Genomic DNA, 17856 nt, shown 5'->3' with positions numbered 1-17856 from the left:
AAAATTAGGCGTACTCTTGAACCTGAACACTCACCTTTGTGTTTAGGAGTACTTGTGTATATTGAACAAGTTGGCGACCGAACTTTAGCAGATTGCAAAGTACTGATTGTCGACGACCAAGCCAGCAGCAGACTTGTTCTGGAAACTTTACTTGAAGACACAGTCGCCTGCGCCTCTGTGGGCTCAGGTAAAGAAGCAATTGAATATTGCAAGTACCATACGCCTGACCTAATCCTCATGGATGTTTCAATGCCCGAATTAGACGGGCATCAGACCACCGCATTGTTAAGAAAAAAGCCGTTGTGTGCTCACATTCCTATTATTTTCGTGACCTCTTCGTCAAGTGATGAAGAAGAGTCGAGATGTTGGGAATCAGGCTGCGTTGACTTTGTGGTGAAGCCGGTAAACGCTTGTACCCTACGCAACCGTGTAAAATCACACATCAATCACAAGCTTAGAAACGATTTGCTCGAAAAGCTTATCTATGTAGATAAGTTAACAGGTGCCTACAATCGCCACTATTTAGACGACTATTTACCCCGTTTAGTGAGAGATGGGTTGCGTAACGTTACTCCTCTCTCCTTGGTTATTTTTGATGTTGATCACTTTAAACTGTTCAATGATATGTATGGTCATATAGATGGCGATAGCTGTTTGTGGAAGGTCAGTAAAACGATCAACGACGCCCTACTTCGACCCATGGACAAATTAGTGAGAATTGGCGGTGAAGAGTTTTTGGTTATTCTGCCTAATACCGATGTAGACGGCGCGAAGGCTGTCACTGAGCGCTTATTGCGAACGGTTTATGACCTGAATATTCCTCATGCAGCATCTGAGTATGAACGCGTTACGCTAAGTGCTGGCTTAGCCGTCAAGCATGCTGATGACAATAAAACTATCGACTACGTCATGTTAGAAGCAGACAAAAATCTGTATGTGGCTAAAACCTCTGGACGGAATCAACTCGTAGCGCCGACAGCGGTAAGCGCTGGCAAAATAAATGCACCGAGTCATCCAACGAAACTTAAGGCCTAGGTACTATAATTAGCATCGCCTTGCTTTAGACGCTAATGCAGTACTCCCAGCCTAAAACGGCCAACAGCACTCGTATGAGCCAAAGACTCGAGTGAATTCTCCAAAGTAATTCCCAATTCATTTAGCTGGGCGTAAAACAACTGCATTGTCGCTAGCGCGTCATCTAGTGCGTTGTGTTCAGGAAACGCGGGTAAGTCTAATCGTTGCCTACAAACCGTTAGCGTTGCACTATTACTCGGTAACACCTGATGTTGTTTGTTTAACTGATAAAGTGCGAGCTGAAGCGTATCAATATAGAGCACTTCCATCTGCGGTAATCCACACCGTTTGAAGGCACTATCAAGCGCCATCAAATCTAATCGCGCATTGTGAAAAATTAGAACATGTGTCTTCAGTAGAGGTAGCAATGAGTTGATGGCGTCTGCTAAGCCTTCGCCTTGTTGCAAAATATCTAAGGTCAATCCGTGTATTACAGGGCTTTGTCCTAAGTCTGCTGACGTATTAATAACGTGATAGCCACTGGAGGAAAGCGTAATTTTTCCAGCTGAACCAGTTACATAACCAATCGATGTAATTTGAGTTGTCACAGGGTCTAACGATGTGAGTTCTAAATCAATAGACGCCAAAGGGGTGTCGCCCAACGTTTTATCACGTAACGACTTTCTGAATTGACGATTCCCAAACAGTACCGATGCACAGGCTTCGATTATTCGCGTTATCATGGCGTTAACTTACGCCGCCAGAGAACTTCATAACCATTGCTTGATTGGTTCGTTCTATAGCCTTGAATGCGGCTTTTAGCTGATGCTTTTCTATCGATGATAAACTTGAAACCGACACACGATTGTCCGTTACTTTATTTTCCAACTGATGACGCCAACGCAAACGATTTAAAAACAGCCAAATATCACGTAGGTTAGTCGCATCTCTTTTTGAGAGCTGTGAATTTTCCGATAGCGCGTCTAACCGGGCAAGTGTGTTAGGCAACGTCACACCATCAGCTAGCGCGTATATGCGGGCGATATTGTTAATTAAGGCCACGGCTCGGGTTTTAAGGTCGATCACGTCCTTCTCTCTACGGCCTTTTTCATAAATGAACTTTTGAAACATGGAAAGCGGAACCGATATTTCGTTACTATTTCTCGTAAGCGCTGCTAAGAACATATTTTGCTTCATCAAGGGGGCTCTTTGACGCTGCAACTGCTTAAATAAACTTATATCCCCGGCTGCGCAGCGAACATCAAGAAAAATATTAAAGTGCATAATCGCATCTTTAGTTGGTGCTTTTACCCATCTCTTAGCTTCTTCAATGGCTTCTTCAAGCGAGAGTCTAAGCTTAGGATTGCTCGCCATAATATTACCATCGCACAGTTTAATGCCGCATTTGGCCAAACCGTTACACACATAATCAGCCATTTTTGCGAAATATTCTGCTTGCGCTTCGCTTGGCCGCTCAGCAAGAAGCAGTCCATTATCTTGATCCGAACCCATCGTCTGATCTTCTCTTGCCTGTGAGCCATAAACAAGCCACGCAAACATCATGGGTGCTTTACCGTTAGCCTGTTGGAAAAAGCCAATAAGCTTTCTTGTCATAATATCGGTAGCTTGAGACAAAATTTTGCCAGCAATGTCATAGTCCCCCGCTTTTTTCGCATGAGCAGAGAAATAATGCGGCAATTGCCAGGATAGCCGTGTTAATTCGTAAAGGTTTTCCGCTTTGCTTAGCTCTCCAATTATAAAAAGAACGTTACCACGCTGATGACGAATAATATCGCTGGCTGTCACCATACCCAATGGCACAAGGGTTTGCTGGTCGATAACCGGTAGGTGATGGATGTTCCTTTCGGTCATAAGCGCCAAGGCATCAAATAGCGTTCTATTTCCCATTATCTGCGCAGGATTAGGCGTCATTATATGGCTGACTGGAAGATGAATATCGAGAGAGGCGGCAACCACTCTTGAACGTAAGTCTCGGTCGGTGATAATGCCAATAAGCTTATCTTCTCGTGTAACCAGTAATGACGATACCTTTTGAGTTGTCATAAGCTGCGCCGCAGCTGTAATTGAGGTTTCTACGTCCACCGACACGGGAGACTTATTAATAACATCCTCAAGCCCTTTATAAAGCCACATGGAGTTGCTATCGGAAATAGCATGGTTTTGAAGGGCATTATTGCGCAGCCCATCAAAAAAATTTCGAATTGCTGGCAGTTCAAATAACGGGGTAACAGCAGACGCTTCAAAACAGTAAACCAGACCTGGACTGTCTACACTGATGCTTAATGAAAAATTACGTTTTTCCATTATATTGGTGTAGCCGAAATAGTCGCCCTCACTTAAATGGCGTAAAGGGGCATCTGAATCTTGGACGGAAAACTGTCCATTTTGAATAAGAAAAAGTGACGCTTTTCCCTTTTGCAGGTCGCCCACATTATCCGCTGTCAGGTAAACCAATTCAGTATGTTTTACTAGCTCAAGCTTTTGCTCTTTATCCAGTATGTCAAAAGGTGCTGAAGTGTTGAGAAAGTCTTCAACTTGTTTAGCCATCGCAGTCATAGGGAATGTCCAGTTCACAAAAAGAAAAAACCAACCTACTCACTTTCGCCAGTAGATTGGTTTTATTTTGCTAAAGCCTATCTTAAGGCAACATTAGTTTAGTGCGCTGATGCTTCACCCGCACCCTTAGGATAACGAATGCTTTCAACCAGTTCTTGGATTTCTTCTGGCGCTTCATCTGTTGCTTTGAACACAAGGAAAGCCACAATGAAGTTCACCATCATACCTAAGGTACCAATACCTTCAGGAGAAATACCAAACCACCAGTTGTCAGGCGTATTGGCCGCTGGGTTTACAAATTTGAAGTAAATAATGTAAGCCGCAGTGAAGGCAATACCTGAAATCATACCAGCAATAGCACCTTTATCGTTCATGCGCTTGCTGAAGATACCCATAATAATTGCCGGGAAGAAACTCGACGCCGCTAAGCCGAAGGCAAATGCCACCACCTGTGCAACAAAGCCTGGCGGATTGATACCGAAGTAACCTGCTATGACAATGGCCACCCCAGCAGCAAGTCGCGCATACATGAGCTCGGCTTTATCGGTTATGTTTGGCATAAAGTTTCGTTTCAGTAAATCATGGGAAACAGAGGTTGAAATAACCAGCAGCAAGCCTGCAGACGTTGACAGTGCGGCTGCCACACCACCCGCTGCAACGAGTGCAATAACCCACGCAGGTAAGTTCGCAATTTCAGGGTTAGCCAATACCATGATATCGCGGTCGACTTTCATTTCGTTGCGCTCGTCACCCGAATAGAACATCTTGCCATCACCGTTCTTATCTTCATATGAGATAAGGCCAGTTTGTTCCCAGTTTTTAATCCACGACGGCGCTTCTTCATAGCTTGTTCCCGTCATTTCAGGCCCATTAATGGTTTCGATCATATTCACACGGGCAAACGCTGCTAGTGACGGTGCTGTGGTATATAGAATTGCGATAAACGCTAGTGCATAGCCTGCAGATTTACGCGCATCGTGAACTTTAGGCACGGTGAAGAAGCGAACGATTACGTGTGGAAGACCCGCTGTACCTACCATTAACGCAAAGGTGATAAAGAATACATCAATGGTACTTTTTGTTCCTGAGGTGTATTCGTTAAAGCCTAACTCGACAGACAAATTATCGAGTTTCTGCAGCATATGCACCCCCGAACCGTCTGCTAAGGTTGCACCAAAGCCGGTTTGCGGCAGGATATGTCCTGTTACCATCATTGAGATAAATACCGCTGGTACAATGTAGGCGAAAATCATTACACAATACTGTGCAACTTGCGTGTAAGTAATGCCTTTCATACCGCCAAGTACCGTGTAGAAGAACACGATAACCATACCGATAACCACGCCAGACACAATATCAACCTCTAAGAAGCGGCTGAATACCACACCTACGCCACGCATTTGACCTGCAACGTATGTAAAGCAAACGAAGATTGCACAAAATACAGCAACCGTACGCGCGGTTTGTGAGTAATAACGATCCCCAATAAAGTCAGGTACCGTGAATTTGCCAAATTTACGTAAATAGGGAGCTAAACAAAGCGCAAGTAGAACATAACCACCTGTCCACCCCATTAGATATACTGCACCGTCATACCCCATAAATGAGATAAGACCCGCCATTGAAATGAACGAGGCTGCCGACATCCAATCTGCTGCCGTTGCCATCCCATTCATAACGGGAGGTACACCGCCACCTGCAACGTAAAAATCGTTAGTTGAGCCTGCGCGAGCCCAAATAGCGATAGCGATATAAAGCGCAAACGATGCGCCAACGATGATAAACGTTAAAGTTTGAACGTCCATGATTTACTCCTCATCTACGCCGTAGCGTTTGTCCATGGCGTTCATCTTCGCCATGTAGACAAAGATCAATGCAACAAATACGTAAATTGCGCCCTGCTGCGCAAACCAGAAGCCTAATTTAAAGCCAAAGAATTGGATTTCATTTAAGATATCGACAAAAATAATGCCGGCACCGAATGATACGATAAACCAAACGACTAAAAGCTTGGCGAGAAGAGCGAGATTCTCCCTCCAATACGCTTTTTTGTCCTCTTCGTTTCTAAATGCCATTGTTTCACCCTCATGTCAGGTTAATTGATTGTTATGATTTTACATATTCCTAACGCCCGGCTTTGTTAACGTTATTGCTGCGTGTTACGTGGTTGAGGAAAGACAATCACAAGCAGCAAAGTCAAGCATTTAGGAGCTCGCGTATTACTCTAGACCTGCCTTGAAAAATTCAAAATGAGACCATGGTCGTAGGTAGACCATGGTCGAAATGATTATAATAGCGACAGCATTGTTAAAACTAAGTTAAAAGGAACGTTATGGTTTTTGGTTGGGTAACACTTGCAGTACTGTACCTCTTCTTGCTGTTTTCACTGGCGAGTTGGGGTGAAAAGAACTCGCCCACCGCTAGAGCACTAACGTCACATCCCGCTATATATTCGCTGGCCCTCGCTATTTATTGTACCGCATGGACTTTTTTCGGCATGGTAGGCCAAGCAAGTAGAGACACCTGGATTTACCTGCCAATCATGCTTGGGCCTATTCTCGTTTACGTCTTGGGTTATAAGTTTATTTACAAGTTAACCCTCGTCAGCAAGAAGCAACACATCACTACCATTTCCGACTTCATCGCGTCGCGCTATGGAAAGCGCCAAACCGTAGCTTTGGTAGTTACGCTTATCGCGCTCCTTGCCACTATTCCTTATATCGCGCTTCAATTAAAAGCAGTGGGCGCTACTTTCCAACTTCTTACTCAGCAGCCTAACAGCAACGGCATTATTATTGCCGCCACTGGCTTCATCGCGGCATTCGCAATATATTTCGGTACCCGGCAAACGGACGTCACCGAATACCGACGGGGTTTGATGCTGGCTATCGCCTTCGAGTCGACCATTAAATTGCTGGCGTTAGTGCTGGTTGCCATTGTTGGTTATAGTGCGTGGAAGCGCACCCAGTCTGGTCCATTCTTCGAAAGTTTCACCAATGAAATAGCCTTGGCGCAGTTTGGTTCGTTTACTTTCATCGCTCAAACTATCATGGCGGCAGCGGCCATTGTTTGTTTGCCTAGGCAGTTTCACGTTGCCATTATTGATAACCTAAGCCTAGGTCATCTGCGCACGGCAAGGTGGTTATTCCCTCTCTACCTGACCATTATTTCAGCGGTAATTCCTATTATCGCCATTGCAGGCAAAGCCATTTTTGCTGGCGCTAATATCGAGCCCGACTCTTACGTACTGTCGCTGGCTGTATTTTCAGAGTCAGTTCTTCTTCAAGTGATTGTTTTTGTAGGCGGGCTCTCTGCCGCAACAGCTATGATCATTGTGGCAACACTCACACTGAGTACTATGCTCACCAACGATGTGATTCTGCCGCGTATTCTTGCATTTACAGGCAATACCGATGACAAACAGGACGTGTCGAGCAAAATCAGGCTTATTCGCCGTATCGTCATCGCGTTTATCTTGCTTATGGCGTTTTTGTACCACCAGCAAATGACCAGCAGCCGCTCGCTTCATTCAATTGGGCTTATTGCGTTCTCGTTAGTTATCCAGCTTATGCCAGCCATTGTTGGCGGACTTTACTGGAAGCGCGCGCATGCGCACGGGGTTTACGCAGGGCTAATGGTGGGACTAGTGATTTGGGTGTTGTGGCTTGTACTTCCCATCGTGAGCGAGCAAGTTTCACAAATGGAACAAAACGAACTCATTAGCCAAGGCGCTATGATTAGCTTAGCGGCAAACAGCTTTGTTTACATACTCTTTTCACACTTTGCACCGCAGCGTCTTATCGACAGAATGCAAGCTGAAGCCTTTGTGTCTCCTGCCATTTCCACTAACAATACCGTTAAAGCGCAGGCAACTAACGTGACCGTCTCCGATCTTATAACGCTATTGTCGACCTTTATGGGATCCGGTCGTTGTGAACAATTGTTGGAACAATATCAGCAACTCAATAATTGCCAATTAAAGCACGACGATACGCCAAATGAGTCGTTTTTATCATTTTGCGAACGCGCCTTGGGTGGCGTTATTGGCGCGTCGAGTGCCAAAGTACTACTAGACAGCGCATTGCGTGGTAAGAAGATGGACTTTACCGAGGTTATCAACTTCTTCGATGACACAACGCAAGCCATGCAATTTAATATGACTGCACTACTCACGTCACTTGAAAACATGGACCAAGGCATTAGCGTAGTCGACAAACACTTAAATTTAGTAGCGTGGAATAAACGCTATGCCAACCTCTACCCTTACCCAGATAACTTGTTGGCAGTAGGTACGCCCATAGAAAAGCTTATTCGGTATAACGCTTCACAAGGTGAGTTCGGCACAGATAACGTAGACGGTGAAGTAGAAAAAAGGCTGGCTCATTTGCGCTCTGGTATGCCCCATCGTTTCACGCGACAACGAATGGATGGACGGGTTATTGAGATGGTAGGTAATCCTTTACCTGGCGGAGGCTTCGTAACAAGCTTCAACGACATCACCGGACACGTGGAAATACAGCAAGCGCTTGAAGAATCAAACATTGATCTTGAGGCTCGTATTAAGAAGCGTACTGAAGAAGTACACTCCATAAACGCCGAGCTTCGACTTGAAATAGAACGGCGCTCTGATGCCGAGAAAGAACTGATAAGGGCACGAAAGGCTGCAGAAGATGCCAATGCCAGTAAAACCCGCTTCTTGGCGCTCGCAAGCCATGATGTTTTGCAGCCGCTAAATGCGGCCAAGCTCTACGTGAGCGCCCTTGAAGAACAAGAACTGACTGAGTCAGCGCTAGCCATTATTCAAAAGCTTAGCCATAGCGTGACGTCTAGCGAAACACTCATTGGCACTTTGCTGGATATTGCACGCTTAGATCAAGGTGAAATGAAACCCGATATTGAGCCTATTGATGTAAGGACCCTGCTGTCACCACTTGTGGACGAAATGGCAATGCGCGCGCGGGAAAAAGGACTTGGTTTTAAAGCGATTATACGCCCGTGCTGGGTAAAAGCTGACAAAACGTACTTATATCGAATAACGCAAAACTTGCTTTCAAATGCGGTGAAATACACGGAAAATGGCCGCGTCTTGTTCATTATCAAGCCTGTCAAAGACACCGTTTATTTCAAAGTTATCGACACGGGCATTGGCATATCTACCGATAAAAAAGACAGCATTTTTGGTGACTTTTTCCGCGCAAACGAAAGTAAGGAACACGGTATTGGTCTTGGCTTGGGGGTTGTTCGACGTTTAAGTCTGCAGTTGAACAGCGATATTAGTGTTACCTCGAAAATAGGCAAAGGCAGCTGCTTTGCGTTTAGCTTGGATAAAGCTGAGCCAAAACAGGTATCCAACGTTACAGCAAAGCCCCGCAGTACAACATTTACAGGCATGGACGTGCTTTGCGTGGACGATCAAAGAGAGAACTTAGATGCCATGCAGACCCTATTACAGAAATGGGGAATCAATGTGGTGCTTGCGAACAATTGGGATGACGCGTTGAAAGTCTGTGAGACTATTCAGCCTCAAATCTTACTTATGGATTATCAGCTCAGTCACGACAGCGAAAAAAATGGGCTGGCTTTGATTGAAGAGATAAGACATCGACTTAACATTGTGGTGCCAGCAGCGCTTATAACGGCGACACCAGATGAAAGCTTAGTTACACAGTGTAAAGCCCAAGGCGTAAACTTCTTAGCCAAACCGCTAAAACCAGCGAAACTGCGTGCACTACTTCAAAGTATGACGCGCTACATCAGGGAGGCGAAAAACGTGTAGCTATTAGCTCGCTGCAGGTTTTTCGCTATATGGAAGCAAAGAAAGACGTCTAGAGTAATTCGTCGTGTGGTTTACTTTCTTCAATTTTAACCACCTGCGTTTCTACGCTCGACTTCGCCACCACTTTTCCCATTGCTCCCCACTTCTCTTTAGGGTTGAGCAAAACAGGACGGGTTAAAATCAGGTTATTAGGATACATGAGGGTTTCACGCTCAGCGGTAAGCAAGCGCGTGCTAAACGGCCCTACATCGGCAATCACACCTTCAATGAAGTTATCGCCGTCGAGAATGCGCACATAATTACCTCTGCGATACGCTACGTTTGTGAGCAAAATAAAATACGCAGTGATGTTACTGATGAGTGACCAACTAGCAAAAAGCGCAACACCGGTTACCGTGATGATAGAAGTGGAAAGCACTAAGAGCCCAGAAAAATCGATCCCCCATGCTAGCAACAACAAGGCTAACGATACTGTAGCGACAATAACCCGTGCAGCAAAAAGTCCTTTAATAGCACTATTTGATTTTAGCTTTGACTTTACGATGTTGGTTTCTAATTTTGGTAGCAACTTACGAGACATCGCCAAATAAATTAGTAAAACCAAACCACTCCACACGACATTTGACTGGTACTGAGTTAACCACGCCAAAAACCCATGCCACCACTCATTCATTAACCCAAATCCTTACATTTTTTCGTTAAGCAGACTGACCTTAAATTCTGATTTTACGTTAGAAAGGCCAACGCGCTCTAATGCTAACGTGAAAAACACTCAAGTTCATGCATTAAAAGCAATCGACACAACAAGAATTATTCGTAAGACACCCCCGAACACTTACATTAGTATGCGCGCAAAAATGACTTGTCTATTTAACAATCACGTTCTAACGTGGTAATAGATTGGTCGATAAAACGACAAAATAAAACACAAACTACAGGCTTTTTTATAATGCGCATTGCAATTCTTTCTAGAAATCCTCGTCTTTACTCTACTTCACGCTTAGTCGAAGCTGGGCAGGCTCGCGGGCATCAGGTTGACGTTATCGATACCATGCACTGCTACATGGATATCACCAGTGCGCGACCGTCCGTTCGCTATAACGGTAAGCGACTACCCTATTACGATGCAGTGATCCCGCGAATTGGCGCATCGGTTAGCTTTTACGGCACATCGGTCGTTCGCCAATTTGAAATGGTGGGCACATACAGCCTTAACGAGTCGGTTGCTATCAGCCGCTCTCGAGATAAATTGCGTTCATTGCAGCTTTTATCACGTAAAGGCATAGGTATGCCTAGAACAGGCTTTGCACACCACCCTGACAAAATCGACGATGTTATTAAAACGGTTGGCGGCGCCCCAGTGGTTATTAAGTTACTTGAAGGCACGCAAGGTATTGGCGTGGTATTGGCCGACACGCAAAAAGCGGCAGAGTCGATCATTGAAGCCTTTATGGGCCTTAACGCCAGTATTTTAGTGCAAGAGTTCATTAAAGAAGCGGGCGGTGCAGATATTCGTTGCTTCGTGGTAGGTGGAAAAGTTGTAGCAGCGATGAAGCGCCAAGCAGCACCTGGGGAATTCCGCTCTAACCTTCACCGTGGCGGTCATGCAAGTTTAGTTCGCCTAAGTCCAGCGGAACGCAAAACAGCGGTAGATGCGGCTAAAACGATGGGACTAAATTGTTGTGGCGTAGATATTCTTCGTTCGAACAACGGTCCAGTCGTTATGGAAGTAAACTCTTCGCCGGGCCTTGAAGGCATTGAGAAGGCGACCAATAAAGATGTCGCCAGTATGATCATTGAGTTCATTGAAAAAAGTGCAGAGCCGCACAAAACAAAAACCCGTGGAAAGGGCTAGCGCCCTTTACCCTTTGCTATGCAATAACGTAAATATAGGAAAACGTTAGTGGTAAATGATGTTTTAAGAATTGGGGGTGAAAACATTGCTCCTGGCGAAACAAAAAAGATTGAGTTAGAAATGCCGCCGCTGTACACGGCCACCAATATGAGCATTCCGGTTTACGTTAAACGAGGAAAGCGACCAGGTCCCATTATGTTCGTCAGCGCAGCCATTCACGGTGACGAATTAAATGGCATCGAAATAGTAGGCAGACTTATCCGCTCAAAAGCGATTGAGCGGATAAGAGGAACCCTTATCGCGGTGCCTATGGTTAATGTGTACGGCGTACTAAACCAGTCTCGTTATTTACCCGATAGACGCGATTTGAACCGCAGTTTTCCAGGGAGTAAAAAAGGTTCGCTTGCCGGTAGGTTAGCCAACTTGTTTTTCAAAGAAGTGGTAAGTAAGTGCGATGTCGGCATTGACCTTCACACCGGCGCTATACACCGTAGTAACTTGCCACAGATTCGCGCTGACTTAGACGACCCAGAAGTACTGGAAATGGCAAAAGCGTTTGGCGTACCTGTACTACTTAACGCAGAGTTACGCGATGGCTCTTTGCGCGAAGCGGCCAGTGAAAGTGGCGTTAAAATTCTGCTTTACGAAGCAGGCCAAGCGTTACGTTATGACGAGTTTTCTATTCGTGCCGGCGTAAGAGGCATTATTAATACCATGCGTCATTTGGGCATGCTGAATAAAAGCCGCAGTAAGGGCCACAGTATCGAGCGTTTTATAGCGCGCCAAAGTGGATGGGTTCGCGCGCCAGAAAGTGGATTTGTGACGCATTTAGCACAGCTAGGTGACCATGTTGAAAAAGGTGACAAACTGGCCATTATTGCTGATCCGTTTGGCAATTATTTAGATAGCCTTGAAAGCCCTGCAGAAGGTGTTGTAATTGGTAAACAAAATATTCCACTTACCCAAGAAGGTGAAGCGGTATACCACATTGCATACTTTTCAGAGCCTGATACTGTTGCAGAACACGTAGAATTATTACAAGACAATTTATTGCCACCAGAACAGGGTCCTGTTTTATAAAATTGGTAGAAAAACTGATGAACAATAAAAAAATTGTTGGTGCGGTAGAGCTGTGCGATTTACCAAAACTCGCCATCTCTGATTTGAACGTACGCGTTGATACAGGGGCGGCAACGTCTTCACTTCATGTTGACAACATTGAAGAGTTTGATCAAGACGGTGAATTATGGATTAAATTTGATATCCATCCCGACATTCACAACGTTGAACGCGTGGTTCGCAGAGAAGCACGTGTAGAAGGACAAAAACGCGTAAAAAGCTCAACGGCTACACTTGAGAAGCGCTATGTTATAATTACGCCTATAATAATGGACGGGTACCAGTGGGATATTCAGTTAACCCTAACGGACCGCTCTGAAATGACCTATTTGATGCTGCTCGGAAGAGAAGCGATGAGGGGTCAATTTATTGTAGACCCCGAGCACGACTTTTTGCTGACGGGAAAAGACTAGCAATACAAGTTTGCCAATGGATATTCAGCGTTAAAACCTGCGGCAACTTGCAGTAAGGCATGCGTTTAGTGCATGAAATACAAAATATGGACGTTACGAAAAAAGCCCTAAGTGTTGCCTCTCTGCTGTTGAGTGTATTTACACTATTGAGTGCTAATGCTCAGCAGCAAAACACAAACGAGGTAAGTACTGACTTACCTCACACCGTTCTCCGCCTGCCAAATATTCACCCTGGGCGAGACGCCGTATACGCCTACGCTAAACGTCTTCTCACAGAATCACTGCGCGTTACTGAACCTCAATACGGCTCTTTTGAACTGATTGTCAGCGACCAAGAAACGGCGCAAGAGCGTCAACTACGCAGCCTTGAACACCACATGCTAGACGTGACGTGGAGCGTTACCTCGACAGAGCGTGAACGTCAGTTCCTGCCCATTCGCATTCCCATTATGGCGGGTCTTTTTGGTAAGCGTGCACTGCTGGTCAGAGAAGGCGATACGCGACTTAAAGAAGTAAAGTCATTAAACGCGTTACGAGCATACCGAGCGGTTTTGGGCTACGACTGGCCCGATACGAAGATATTTCGCGCAAACGATATCCCGGTGTTGGAAACGACCTACCGGGCGTCATTTCGCATTGTTTCGGAAGGCTTCGCTGATATGTTTCCAAGAAGTGTTATGGAAATTAAAGAAGAACTCGCTGACAAGGCGCTCTCACGCGGTCTGACTATCGACGATCACCTTATCATTTCATACCCAAGCCCCATCTTTTTCTTTGTAGGAAGCGACAATCAGGCATTAGCAGGGCGGATAGCTGAGGGTCTGTTAAGGCTCTTCGAAACGGGTAAGTTTCAGGAGCTACTGTTAGCTCATGATAACTTTAGAGAAGGTATGGCACTTACCGAAGGGCGAACGGTTATTGAAATTGACAATCCTTTGCTAAGTGAACAAAGCCGCTTGGCATTGGAAAAGTTCTTACCGGAATTTGCTACCTCAGAAGCCGTGCTTAAGTTCGACGCTACTGAGCTGGCGGCTCCAACTCAAGTTGTGAAGCAATAAGTACCGCTTGTGTGCGGTTGTTTATGCCCAACTTTTTAAAGATAGCAGTGACATGCGCTTTAACCGTGGCCTCTGCGATATCTAAATTAAAGCCAATTTGCTTGTTCAGCAAGCCGTCTCGCATGTAACAAAGCACCTTGTATTGCGAGGGCGTTAGCGAGGCAACTTTATCCGCTAATTCAGAGAACTCTTCATTCACCTCATCAACGTCTTCACTTAAGTTATCAGGTAGCCATACATCGCCATCCAGAATTGCTTCTACGGCGTTTGCAATATCTTGCGCACTGGCAGTTTTGGGGATGAACCCTAGCGCGCCCACGCTAATAATCTTTGAAATAAGTGTGGTGTCTTCTGTGCCAGAGACTACGGCAACAGGAAGTTCGGGAAAGAGTTTTCGAATATGCAGCAAGCCAAACAAATCATTGCTACCCGGCATGTGCAAATCAAGCAACAATAAGTCGATATCCTCATTGTTGAGAATATCGACTGTAGTGTTAAGGTCTCCCGCCTCTTTGAGGGTTAAGGCTGGAAGTGACAACGACAACGCGCCTCTTAGTGCATCGCGATACAGCGGATGATCATCAGCGATTAGAAGGGTTATCATTGTCTATATCCTTAGTTTCTACTTATTTAGACGTTCCTCTATCAGTGTATCAACAACCGATGGATCCGCCAACGTTGATGTGTCACCTAATTGCTCATGCTCATTGGCGGCAATCTTACGCAAAATACGGCGCATAATTTTACCAGAGCGGGTTTTAGGTAATCCACGAGACCATTGGATCATATCAGGTGTAGCAATCGGGCTTAGCTCTTGACGCACCCACGCCTTAAGCTCTTTAGTAAGGGCTTCATTTGCTTCAACCCCTTCATTTGGTGTTACGTAAACGTAGATACCCTGCCCTTTGATATCATGTGGGAAGCCAACAACGGCAGCCTCAGCTACTTTAGGATGGGCAACAAGTGCGCTTTCGATTTCAGCGGTGCCCAAACGGTGACCAGAAACGTTTAGCACGTCATCTACACGACCAGTGATCCAGTAAAAGCCATCTTCATCGCAACGAGCACCATCACCGGTGAAGTACACACCTTTGTATGCGCTAAAGTAGGTGTTGATAAAGCGCTGATGATCGCCATAAACCGTTCGAGCTTGGCTCGGCCAGCTGTCTTTAATAACAAGATTACCTTCTGCTGCCCCTTCAAGCTCATTACCGTCAGCATCAAATAGCGCTGGCTGAATCCCGAAGAATGGGCGAGTCGCTGAGCCAGGCTTTAACTCCGTAGCGCCAGGCAAAGGCAGGATCATGTGTCCACCTGTTTCTGTCTGCCACCATGTATCGATAATAGGACAACGGCTCATACCAATTACGCGGTGGTACCATTCCCATGCTTCAGGATTAATAGGCTCACCTACTGTCCCCAAAAGGCGAAGCGATGAGACATCACACCCTTCAGTTGGAACATCTCCGTGCGCCATTAATGCGCGGATAGCAGTTGGTGCGGTATATAAACTATTTACTTTGTATTTTTCTACTACTTGAGCAATACGTTTAACGTCTGGATAAGTTGGTACGCCTTCAAAGAACACTTGTGATGCGGCGTTCACCATTGGGCCATAAACCATGTAGCTGTGGCCTGTGATCCAGCCTACATCAGCGGTACACCAATAAACATCGTCTTCTTTGTAGTCAAAAGCATATTTAAAGGTCATCGCAGAATATAAGAGATACCCGCCCGTAGTGTGTACTACACCCTTTGGCGTTCCAGTAGAGCCTGATGTATAGAGGATAAACAGTGGGTCTTCCGCGTTCATTACCTCTGGTTCACACTGCGCTGACACGCCATCAACAGCGTCATGCCACCACACATCGTGCTTAGCATTCCAGTCTACGTCTCCTCCTGTTAGCTTATGAACTAAAACATGAGTAATAGACGGACACGCATCACCAGCCAGTGCTTTATCCACATTCGCTTTCAGTGGAATACTTCTTCCAGCACGACGGCCTTCATCTGCAGTAATCACGACTTTGGCGTTGCTGTCGTTGATACGATCGGCAATAGCGTTAGGTGAAAATCCACCGAAAATCACTGAGTGAACTGCACCTATTCGGGCACACGCTAACATGGCGTAGGCAGCCTCGGGTACCATCGGCATGTAAATCGCAACACGATCACCTTTTGCTACGCCCATTTCTTTAAGTGCATTCGCTAATTTACAAACTTCATAGTGCACTTGTTGATACGTGATATCTTGGCTATCTTCTGGTGAGTCGCCTTCCCAGTGAAAGGCAACTTTTGTGGCATTGTTAGCCAGATGGCGGTCAATACAATTATAGCTGGCATTTAGCTCACCATCTTCAAACCATTTTATCGACACATCGTTTTCGCCAAACATCGTGTTTTTAATTTTGGTTGGCTTTTGATACCACTCAAGCATGGATGCGTGCTCAGCCCAGAACGCTTCAGGTTGCTCTACAGATTGCTTGTACATCTCGTCGTATTGAGATGCGGTTAAATGGGTAGACTGAAGAATGTTCTCAGGCACAGGATAAGTTTTGCTGGCGGTCATATAGATTGCCTCCAATATCAATGATGTAAATTCTTGTTGTATGGTGAAACACTCTAGCCATTCACCCACAAAGCAAAATGAGACTTTGGTCTTAGCAGCATACAACTAAGGTTCTACTAGAAAAGTATTACGACTATAGTCTTATGCGACCATTGGCTTATTTAATTTTGAGATAATAAGTACACAATCAGCAATGTTAACGTTGAATTTACATTTATTTAACCACTTTTTTGGAACAGACACGATGAAAGCTAAAATAAAAAATACGGCTACAGCAGTAGCGCTGTGCCTAGCAGCATCTACCGGTGCAGCGCAAGCAGCAACAATCGGCGACACAAGTGTGAAATTCACAGGCTACATTAAAGTCGACGCTATGGTCAGTGACTACTCAGATGGCACCATTGCATCGGGTAGCGTAGGTCGCGATTTCTATATTCCTTCACTAACACCTGTTGGTGGCGTTGACGAAGATCCACAATTTGATGCTCACATTAGAACATCGCGATTCCGCTTTGCTACTTCAACACCAACCGCTGAAGGCGATACCATTAACGGTGTTTTCGAGCTCGACTTTTTAGTGACCGATGGCGGCGATGAGCGCATCAGTAACTCTTACGTTCCTCGTGTTCGTCACGCATACCTGACCTACAAAAATTGGTTGGTAGGTCAAACATGGACAACTTTCATGGACGTAGGTTCTTTACCTGAATCTTTAGACTTTGTTGGTACGACTGACGGCATTACCTTTGGTCGTCAAGTTATGGTGAGATATACCAACGGCGGCCTTCAGCTTGCCCTTGAAAACCCAGAATCAACCATTACGCCTTTTGGTGGCGGCGGCCGAATCACAAGTGATGACAACAGCGTTCCAGACTTTGTAGCTGCCTATACGTCAAAGTATGACTGGGGTTATGTAAAAGTAGCGGGCTTATTAAGACAGTTGTCTTACGATAATGCCGCTGGCATTGATGCGGACGAAACCAGCTTTGGTGTATCGGTAACCGGTAAATACAATTTGTCTAATGGCGACGATATTCGCTTCACGTTCAACACGGGTAAAGGTTTAGGCAGATACTCTGCGCTAAACGCAGTTAATGGTGCAGTACTTACCGAAAGCGGCGACCTTGAAGCCATAGACTCAACAGGTTACGGCGTTGCGTATCGTCACAAGTGGAGCGAAAAAGCGCGCAGTAGCATCATGTTCTCGGCGTTTGAAGCAGACAATGACGTATCATTAACGGGTTTAGCTACCACTGAAAGCACTTATAGCACACGTGTAAACTACTTGTACTCGCCAACTAAAGCGCTAACCGTTGGCGCTGAATACGCTTTCGCAAAGCGTGAAATTGAAGCCGGCCTTGAAGGCGACATGAACCGCTTCCAAGTTTCAGCAAAATACGCATTCTAATACATGCACTAAGTTAAAAAAGAGAAACGGCACTGCGCTCATCAGCGCCGTTTTTTTGTGCATACAG

The 17856-nt window shown here is 45.5% G+C and carries 14 protein-coding genes; 7 read left to right on the top strand and 7 right to left on the bottom strand.

The window, feature by feature from the left end:
• Nucleotides 1–54: 54 nt before the first annotated feature.
• Nucleotides 55–1035, top strand: a complete 981-nt coding sequence (locus BZA03_RS18025) for a diguanylate cyclase domain-containing protein (RefSeq protein ID WP_069944997.1) — start codon at nt 55–57, stop codon at nt 1033–1035.
• Nucleotides 1036–1067: 32 nt separating this feature from the next.
• Here the strand turns inward: BZA03_RS18025 and BZA03_RS18020 are convergent, their stop codons facing one another.
• The 4 genes from BZA03_RS18020 to BZA03_RS18005 all read right to left on the bottom strand — a co-directional run bounded on the left by BZA03_RS18020 (nt 1068) and on the right by BZA03_RS18005 (nt 5666).
• A complete protein-coding gene (locus BZA03_RS18020) occupies nt 1068–1757 on the bottom strand; it encodes a 3'-5' exonuclease (protein WP_110289494.1) in 690 nt (229 codons plus the stop codon).
• A gap of 4 nt (nt 1758–1761) precedes the next feature.
• Complete coding sequence (locus BZA03_RS18015) at nt 1762–3591, bottom strand: putative nucleotidyltransferase substrate binding domain-containing protein (protein WP_110289493.1); 1830 nt, start codon at nt 3589–3591, stop codon at nt 1762–1764.
• A gap of 98 nt (nt 3592–3689) precedes the next feature.
• Nucleotides 3690–5396, bottom strand: a complete 1707-nt coding sequence (locus BZA03_RS18010) for a sodium:solute symporter family protein (protein WP_014980378.1) — start codon at nt 5394–5396, stop codon at nt 3690–3692.
• Between the two features lie 3 nt (nt 5397–5399).
• Nucleotides 5400–5666, bottom strand: coding sequence for a DUF4212 domain-containing protein (locus BZA03_RS18005; protein ID WP_014950817.1), 267 nt, complete (start codon nt 5664–5666; stop codon nt 5400–5402).
• Between the two features lie 257 nt (nt 5667–5923).
• Here BZA03_RS18005 and BZA03_RS18000 point away from each other — a divergent pair, with 257 nt between their 5' ends.
• Entirely contained in the window at nt 5924–9367 is a 3444-nt protein-coding gene (locus BZA03_RS18000; RefSeq protein WP_039228591.1) for a PAS-domain containing protein, read from the top strand.
• Between the two features lie 49 nt (nt 9368–9416).
• Here BZA03_RS18000 and BZA03_RS17995 read toward each other — a convergent pair whose 3' ends face one another.
• Nucleotides 9417–10040, bottom strand: coding sequence for a mechanosensitive ion channel family protein (locus tag BZA03_RS17995; protein ID WP_110289492.1), 624 nt, complete (start codon nt 10038–10040; stop codon nt 9417–9419).
• 276 nt (nt 10041–10316) lie between these two features.
• Between BZA03_RS17995 and rimK the strand changes: the two genes are divergently transcribed.
• From rimK to BZA03_RS17975, 4 genes are all read left to right on the top strand, one after another.
• Nucleotides 10317–11222, top strand: a complete 906-nt coding sequence (rimK, locus tag BZA03_RS17990; RefSeq protein ID WP_061095924.1) for a 30S ribosomal protein S6--L-glutamate ligase — start codon at nt 10317–10319, stop codon at nt 11220–11222.
• A 48-nt stretch (nt 11223–11270) separates the two neighbouring features.
• Nucleotides 11271–12302, top strand: coding sequence for a succinylglutamate desuccinylase/aspartoacylase family protein (locus BZA03_RS17985; RefSeq protein WP_061486590.1), 1032 nt, complete (start codon nt 11271–11273; stop codon nt 12300–12302).
• A gap of 17 nt (nt 12303–12319) precedes the next feature.
• Nucleotides 12320–12754 carry a RimK/LysX family protein gene (locus BZA03_RS17980; protein ID WP_014977481.1) on the top strand — a complete coding sequence of 145 codons (435 nt, stop codon included), beginning with the start codon at nt 12320–12322 and terminating at the stop codon, nt 12752–12754.
• 68 nt (nt 12755–12822) lie between these two features.
• Nucleotides 12823–13812 carry a hypothetical protein gene (locus BZA03_RS17975; protein ID WP_014977482.1) on the top strand — a complete coding sequence of 330 codons (990 nt, stop codon included), beginning with the start codon at nt 12823–12825 and terminating at the stop codon, nt 13810–13812.
• Here the strand turns inward: BZA03_RS17975 and BZA03_RS17970 are convergent.
• Both BZA03_RS17970 and acs read right to left on the bottom strand, forming a co-directional pair.
• The gene (locus tag BZA03_RS17970; protein WP_014977483.1) at nt 13772–14416 is read right to left on the bottom strand and encodes a response regulator transcription factor; all 645 of its coding nucleotides are present in this window, start codon (nt 14414–14416) and stop codon (nt 13772–13774) included. The genes BZA03_RS17975 and BZA03_RS17970 overlap by 41 nt on opposite strands.
• An 18-nt stretch (nt 14417–14434) precedes the next feature.
• Entirely contained in the window at nt 14435–16381 is a 1947-nt protein-coding gene (gene acs / locus BZA03_RS17965; RefSeq protein ID WP_110289491.1) for an acetate--CoA ligase, read from the bottom strand.
• Between the two features lie 244 nt (nt 16382–16625).
• Between acs and BZA03_RS17960 the strand changes: the two genes are divergently transcribed.
• Nucleotides 16626–17789, top strand: a complete 1164-nt coding sequence (locus BZA03_RS17960) for a DcaP family trimeric outer membrane transporter (protein WP_110289490.1) — start codon at nt 16626–16628, stop codon at nt 17787–17789.
• Nucleotides 17790–17856 lie beyond the last annotated feature (67 nt).

It is taken from the genome of Alteromonas sp. I10 (assembly GCF_003201515.1).
Taxonomy (GTDB): Bacteria; Pseudomonadota; Gammaproteobacteria; order Enterobacterales; family Alteromonadaceae; genus Alteromonas; species Alteromonas macleodii.
This window is presented reverse-complemented; position numbering and strand designations above follow the sequence as displayed.